Genomic DNA, 6,676 nt, shown 5'->3' on the forward strand with positions numbered 1-6,676 from the left:
GCGCGGTGTAACCGTTACACCGCGGTGGCTGCATTGGGAGCGCTTCGCACTCCAACGCGGGGCAAGCCCGCTCGCCACAAGGGGATCACCGCAACCGATGATTGGCCTTGACGCAGGTTCTCTGTTGCGCGGATGGAATCTTCCTTGAGGTGTCATCGCCGCAGGTCGGGCAACTGGAGACCTACATGACGCAGGCAGGTCTCCCGCCCGTCACGCCGGAACAAGCCCCGCGTCCCGGTAACTCTGCACCAGTTCGTCGTACAGGCTGATATCGGCGCGCGTACGGGCAATCAACTGCGCGCCGGCGATCGCGGTGTAGATGGCGCGGGCGCGTCGTTGGCTGTCCTCGGCGCTGTTCGGTGCGGAATGTGCGGCCCTGCATGCCTGGCACGCCAAGGTGAATCAGCGTGCTAGCGTGCAGGCGTGGCGGGAGAGGGTGGCTCAGCCTTGCTGAAGCCAATGACTTGCAGTGCTGCCGAAAGGCCGGTGGATGCGCTGGTGAGTGGCGCCGGGCCTGCCGTGACCCGCACGGCAGCGGCGCTCATGGAGGCCTGCCCCAGTGCAACCCGCGCGATACCTTCAGCGTAGGCGGCATCGGCGGCCTTGGCGACAGTTGCCAGGTAGCCCTCGATATCACCCGCCTTGAACAGGGCCCACGCTCCGGGAACCAGCCGCACCTCGACGTTCGCGTTCGAGTGCAGCGCCGCCTTGTAGAATAGTCGCAAGGTCGCGGCGAGGGTGGTCTCGACCGCGCACAACACCACGATGTTGCCGCCGCTGCGCACCGCCGCAGCGGCCAGGGCCTGATCCGTGCGCAGGATCGGGATGTTTGTCGAAAGCCCTTCAACCACCGGGCCCAGGGTCGAGCAGGTCAGCAAAACGACATCGGCGTGCTGCGCCAGCGCAAGCAGTGCAGAGGCGGTTGACGTGACGATGTCATCGGTTAACTGGCCGGCGCTTTCCGCTGCTGCCAGCAGGTCGGCGCGGACCTCATGGCGCAGCACTTCCGCGCCGACCCCCAACGCCTCGGCGGCGGCGTCAAACACGCTGATGTTACTGGCGGCGGTATGCAGGCAGGCAATGCGCATGGGTTGTTTCCAGTGATGAAAGCGTCGGTTAGCGCGAGTTAAGAGGCCGCCCGTACAATTATTGGCAGCCTGAGGCACTCACTTCGCGATTGCGTTCAGCGCTGCCAGCACCTCGTCCGTCAGTTGCAGTTCGCCAACGGCGAGGTTTTCATGCAAATGCGCGACGGATGAAGTGCCGGGAATCAGCAGGATATTCGGCGCGCGGTGCAGCAACCACGCCAGCGCCAGTTGCTTGGGCGTAACCGCCAGGCGCTCGGCCACGCTGGACAGCGTCGACGACTGTAGCGGGGTAAAGCCGCCGAGTGGGAAGAACGGCACGTAGGCGATGCCGTCTCTGGCCAGTTCGTCGATCAAGGTGTTGTCGTGCTGATGCGCGATGTTGTACAGGTTCTGCACGCAGACGAATGTGATCAGGCCGCGCGCCTCGGCGACTTGCGTCGGGGTGACGTTGCTGATGCCGATATGCCGTACCAAGCCCTGGTGTTGCAATTCGGCCAGCGCGGTCAATGAGGCTTCAATCGAGCCTTCGCCCGGTCCCATCAGGTTGTGCCTTCATCCCTTGGGAGCTGAGTGGTGCGCAAACATAAGCCAACTTAACTAAGCAGCGCCAACTTATTTATCACTCACGATTCTTGACAGCTCCACATCCACACTTTCAAGAAGGGCAGAAATTCTTTTTAATGAATTGCCTGCATTTTTTTTGTGATTTGAATCTTTTTTATAAAGTAAGGAGTGAGAAACCCTTGCAAATGAAAATTGGGCCAAGGTCATGATTTGCACTTCTGCCAAAATAGCAAACGATGCAGCATGCTCTTTAAAAAAGAAACTGCTATTTTTTCTTTTTACCACCATATGAAGTGGGGAAGCGCCTCCAACACCATCAATATATTTCGGGCTGTACCTTCTCACGACGTTGAAGTTCCTTTCTATGACGCGCGCTACAACCTCGATATCCTTATCAAAAATAGTGACTACGCGCAACCCGATCAGGTCTTGCAAATCCGGCAGTGACTCAACGTTGTATTTTATGCGTGAGATTTTATCTACAATAGAAACCCAGCTTTTATTTCGGCACTGTGGCGGGAACGCTAAATCTTCATGTAAATGCTGAAGTTTTTTTGTAACCAATTCATGATAAATTTTTGACTCACGCTCAACGACGGACTCAATCTTCTCAAACTCACTCCTGAATAATTTTTCAATCTTGCCTTTTGTTAATGGTTTATCCTCCCCTAACAACTTGTTTGCGCTTACTGAAATGCACCAGCCGAATAAATTGATTATCCTTACACAAGAGCCGGGTTTCAACGTGGGTCGCTCACCGTTAGAAGCAGCACTATACTTGCTTAGGCCAGCCGACGCGGGGACGACACCTGGGCCCGTCGCATGCAAACTTTCAATCCCCTCCAAATGAGCAATGCTATTCATTATTTTGAGCGAAGCTTTAGTAGGATCAAGCTCAGAGTTCAGCCCTGTATCCAATAAAGAAAGCTTCTGTTTAAAACTCTCGTTGCCCATCAAACACACATGAGTAATACAGCGTAGCAAACTAAGATACCTGAGTCCCAGCCGAGCTTGCTCATCCAGTGCGATTCTTTTATTCCTGTTATAACTCAAGGTGCCCCCTCAACCATTCAGCTTATTACTGGTGCGGAACTAATTACTTTCCCTTTTACTTCCCTTTCATCAATAGGGATCTCATTTTGTGCTCTTCTCCCGTGGTATAAGGTGAGTCTCCCCTGTCTCGAGTCAAGGGCATGTCACTCCCATGCACGCAATTATAAAGCTTTATAATTTCCGGCTTGATTCCGGTTTCTGAAATTCGCATTTCAATTACTTTTGTTTCATTTACCAATCTGACGATTGGAGATTCAGTTCTGGAAACCAAGCACCGATAAAAAATGTATTTAACTTCATGAATGGTCAACTGCGAGGCCACAAGCTTTACATAAAATTTTCGATCGTTTACGTCAATCACTTCATTCATGATGAGTGATAGCAAGCTTTCAAAAGTTCCCAGGTATCGAGATTGAGGGGCGAGGACCCTTCGTGCTTCTCTGTAGACAGCATACCGGTATACTTCAATGTTCGAGTCTAAATAACTCAGGTAAGGCTTTATTGCAGATGTGAAGTTTCTTAATTGAACTGACAACCCGCCGATGCCCTTGAATACTTCGCCTTCATGACGACCCTGGACGCTAATGTCGTTTAAATTTTCTTTGTAAAACGCTAACAGCCTATAAAATGCATCCTCAAACTTTTGAGCAGTAAAAATGCTTCTAGATTCTCTAAGCTCTTCTCTTTGCAGGAGTATTGTGACAATTAACCCAGCAAATGCCAGGCCAGAAAATAAAGAATTAATGATGCCAAAGCCATTTCCTAACTCAACCACCTTGTCCACTGAAAATTGATTCAAAGGCCTTGACAACAGCAATAGCAACGTGAGGTGCGCTGCAACTATCGCCGTCACTGAAGAAAACATGACTGCAGCTGAGCGCGTTAAATTGATACTTTTCCCCAAGGTATTTTCCTACAGTGCATATAAGATTTTAATGGGCCCGCCCCATCATGCGGATTGCTGGAGGATAGCGAGGCTGGTTTTGTCGCGCACGGTGCTCAGCGACCGGGCGAATGTCTGCAAGCGCTCTGCCTGTACCGGCACAGCACTTTGACCAGGTAGTGGATACTCGGGCCATGGACCGAGAACGACCGTAGCTCCGCCATCGCTGGTACGGCCAAAGTCAGGGAGTGAAGCACACCGTTAAGGAGCGAACGCATCCAAAGCATCCTTGCTGAAGTTCGAGGGCGCAGTGTAATGGCAAATGGACAGGATTTCGAATAAAACACTGTCTAGCCCAGCCTGAGGACTGATAGGTTGCGAGCCAGACAAGCAAGGGCAGGTGCGACACATCTCGCGCACGCCCGGCTCAGTATTCTGGCCGGGCCAACCGGGCTGCGAAGTCCAGCCCGCGCTGCAACCGCTTGCCGATGAGCACGTGGTGGAAAAAAATGTCCCGGACGCCTTCACCGCGACGGACCAGGAACGCTGGCTGCACAGGCGCGCGATCCGGCAACTGTTGATCGTCGGGGTGATCACCAACAACTTCGCCAAGAGCCTCATCGCGACCCTTTCAAAAAGCGTTGCTCGTGGTCCGGGTCGGGCGCCGTTGGCGGTCATGGCGCATGATGAACCTTACCCAGCCGTTGCACAGCTTGCACTCGCCGTCGAACAACACCAAGGTTTCGCCGGGCTTGAGCAGTGGCGCGGGGGTGGGGCGGGCATGAGTGGGTCCGGTCCGGTCGGGTCGGTCAGCCTGGATCAGGCCCGCGTTTGATGCTAGCGCGAGAACACCGGCACCGCGCCTTTTTCCTCGGCACCCACGTCATGCAGGGAAATCCTCGAAGTCTCCGGCAATGCCAACCCGCCCGCCAACGCCAGCAACGCCACCGCAATCAGGTAAAACGCCGGGGACAGGTTGCTGCCGGTGGTGCTGATCAGCCACGTCGCCACCAGCGGTGCGGTGCCGCCGAAGATCGTGTAAGCCATGTTGTACGTAATCGCCGAGGCGGTGTAGCGCGTGCGGGTCGGGAACGTCTCCGACAGCAACGCCGCCGTGACCACGCCGCACAGCACCGCCCCCACCGCGAGTAACATCACCCCGACAATAGACGCGGCAAACGAGCCGGAGCTGGCCATCAGGAACGACGGGTACACCACAACAATCAGCAACACACAGGCGGTCATCACCGTGACCCGGCGCCCAACCCGGTCCGAATACAGCCCGGCCAGCGGGCAGATCGCCGCGGCAAAAATCAGCGCAATCAGCGACACCAGCAACGCCACCGCGCGACTCAAACCGCCGGCCACTTGCAGGTACGTCGCGAAGTAGGTGGTGAACATATAAAACGACAACGCCGTGAGCGACACAAAAGCGCCCAGGCAGCAGATCGCCGCACCATGGTTGCGCAAGGTTTCCTTGAGCGGCGAGTGCGCGACCGCATGCTCCTGCTTCACCGCCTGGAACGCTGGGGTCTCATCCAGCTTCCAGCGCAGGTACAGCCCGACCAGGCCCAGCGGCGCGGCGATCAGGAACGGCAGGCGCCAGCCCCAGCTGCCCATCGCCTCGGCGGACAGCGAAGCTTCGAGTGCATAGGCCACCACCGCAGCAGCCGCGAACGCGGAAAATGTCGACACCGGCACGAAGCTGCCGTACCAGGCGCGCTTGTCACTTGGCGCATGTTCCATCAGGTAGGCACAGGCCCCGGCGTATTCGCCGCCGGCCGAGAAGCCCTGGGCGCAGCGGATCAGCGACAGCAGAATCGGCGCCGCCACGCCGATGGCCGCGTAGGTCGGGAGCAGGCCGATCAGCGTCGTGGCGCCGGCCATCAGCAGGATGGTCATGGCCAGCGTGCGTTTGCGCCCGATCCGGTCGCCGAGCATGCCGAAGAAAATCCCGCCCAGAGGCCGAAAGGCAAAGGCCACGGCAAACACCGCAAAGGTCTTGAGCAGCGCCGCGCTGGCGTCGCCGCTGGGGAAAAACTGCTGGGCGATGGTGGTGGCCAGGAACCCGTACACCGCAAAGTCGAACCACTCGACGAAGTTACCGATGCCGGCGGCGATGATCACCTTTCGCAGGGTGTGGGGGCTGACCTGTTCGGTGGCTGGGCTCGTCATGGGGGAAGGCCTCGGATGCGTAGGGGATGGCTGATTATCGGCGGCGAGGGCCCGGTGGCAGGGCCTAAAAGAGTCGCCCGCGTAGTCAGCAGCGACTTGGCAGGGATGAGGCAGGCAGGAATTGGGCCAGGTGAGGGTTGTTGCCAGAGAGCGGCTCAGAGACTGGGGCACTTATTCAAATGCCCCGTTACCGCGAAATGAAGACTTAAGCGGCCTGGGCCTTGACCTGTGTCGGAGGCGACTTGCGATACGTCAGCAGCACGATCCCCGTGACCACGATAACGCCGCCCGCCATCTGCCCGGCGCTGAGCATTTGGTCGAGCACGATCCAGCCCATTAATAAGGTCGCCAGTGGCTCGATGTTCATCACCGGCGCATTGCGCGGCATGTCCAGGCGTGGCACCGAGATGAACAGCACGATAAAGCCTGTGCCATACAGCACCACCAGCGTGGCGAGCGCCAGCCAGCCGGTGTGGGTTGCCGGCAGGTTCAGGCCGTCGGTGAGTGCACCACTCAGGCCGGCGAGGTTGACGCTGCTGAACACAACGAAGATCGTCAGCAGGCTGCGCACCGAACCGCGGACCTGGGACAACTTGTGGTCGGTGATCCACAGCGCGCAGGCGAATACAAAGGCGGCGCACAAGGCCAGGGATACGCCGAGCAGCCATTGCGGGCCGATGCTGGCGTCGGTCGAGAGGCGGGCGGGTACGTCCAGCACAAACACCAGGCCCAGCAGAATCAGGCCCATCAGCGAGGCGGTGCGCAGGGTAGGCCGTGGCCCGCCCAATGCCCAGGTGAGCAGGGCCAGCAAAATCGGGAACACATTGGCTACCAGTAACGCCAGCGCCACCGGCACGCGGGCCACGGCGGAGTACAGGCAAAAGCTCTGGGTGGCGATGAGCAGGCCCAGCAG

At 57.5% G+C, this 6,676-nt stretch carries 5 protein-coding genes and 4 pseudogenes; 1 reads left to right on the forward strand and 8 read right to left on the reverse strand.

From position 1 onward, the window contains the following. Positions 1-210: 210 nt before the first annotated feature. The 5 genes and pseudogenes from WBR57_RS06790 to WBR57_RS06810 form a co-directional block, all read right to left on the reverse strand. A pseudogene (locus WBR57_RS06790) lies at positions 211-339 on the reverse strand (TetR/AcrR family transcriptional regulator); the annotation flags it as partial. 71 nt (positions 340-410) lie between these two features. Further along, on the reverse strand, positions 411-1,088 hold the full coding sequence (locus tag WBR57_RS06795) for an Asp/Glu racemase (RefSeq protein WP_424083179.1): 678 nt from the start codon (positions 1,086-1,088) through the stop codon (positions 411-413). Between the two features lie 78 nt (positions 1,089-1,166). Next, a pseudogene (locus WBR57_RS06800) lies at positions 1,167-1,634 on the reverse strand (aldo/keto reductase); the annotation flags it as partial. Between the two features lie 66 nt (positions 1,635-1,700). Beyond that, a complete protein-coding gene (locus WBR57_RS06805) occupies positions 1,701-2,606 on the reverse strand; it encodes a hypothetical protein (protein ID WP_424083180.1) in 906 nt (301 codons plus the stop codon). Between the two features lie 154 nt (positions 2,607-2,760). Then, complete coding sequence (locus WBR57_RS06810; RefSeq protein ID WP_424083181.1) at positions 2,761-3,609, reverse strand: hypothetical protein; 849 nt, start codon at positions 3,607-3,609, stop codon at positions 2,761-2,763. Between the two features lie 379 nt (positions 3,610-3,988). Here WBR57_RS06810 and WBR57_RS06815 point away from each other — a divergent pair. Further along, positions 3,989-4,192 (forward strand): annotated as a pseudogene (locus tag WBR57_RS06815) (isochorismatase family protein); the annotation flags it as partial. Positions 4,193-4,249: 57 nt separating this feature from the next. Here the strand turns inward: WBR57_RS06815 and WBR57_RS06820 are convergent. The 3 genes and pseudogenes from WBR57_RS06820 to WBR57_RS06830 all read right to left on the reverse strand — a co-directional run. After that, positions 4,250-4,408, reverse strand: a pseudogene (locus WBR57_RS06820) (DCC1-like thiol-disulfide oxidoreductase family protein); the annotation flags it as partial. A gap of 17 nt (positions 4,409-4,425) precedes the next feature. Continuing rightward, positions 4,426-5,763, reverse strand: coding sequence for an MFS transporter (locus tag WBR57_RS06825; RefSeq protein WP_424083182.1), 1,338 nt, complete (start codon positions 5,761-5,763; stop codon positions 4,426-4,428). 205 nt (positions 5,764-5,968) lie between these two features. Next, positions 5,969-6,676 (reverse strand): EamA family transporter (locus WBR57_RS06830; protein ID WP_424083183.1); only part of this gene is annotated, 708 nt, incomplete at its 5' end.

This window comes from Pseudomonas sp., assembly GCF_049590575.1.
In the GTDB taxonomy this organism is placed as follows: domain Bacteria; phylum Pseudomonadota; class Gammaproteobacteria; order Pseudomonadales; family Pseudomonadaceae; genus Aquipseudomonas.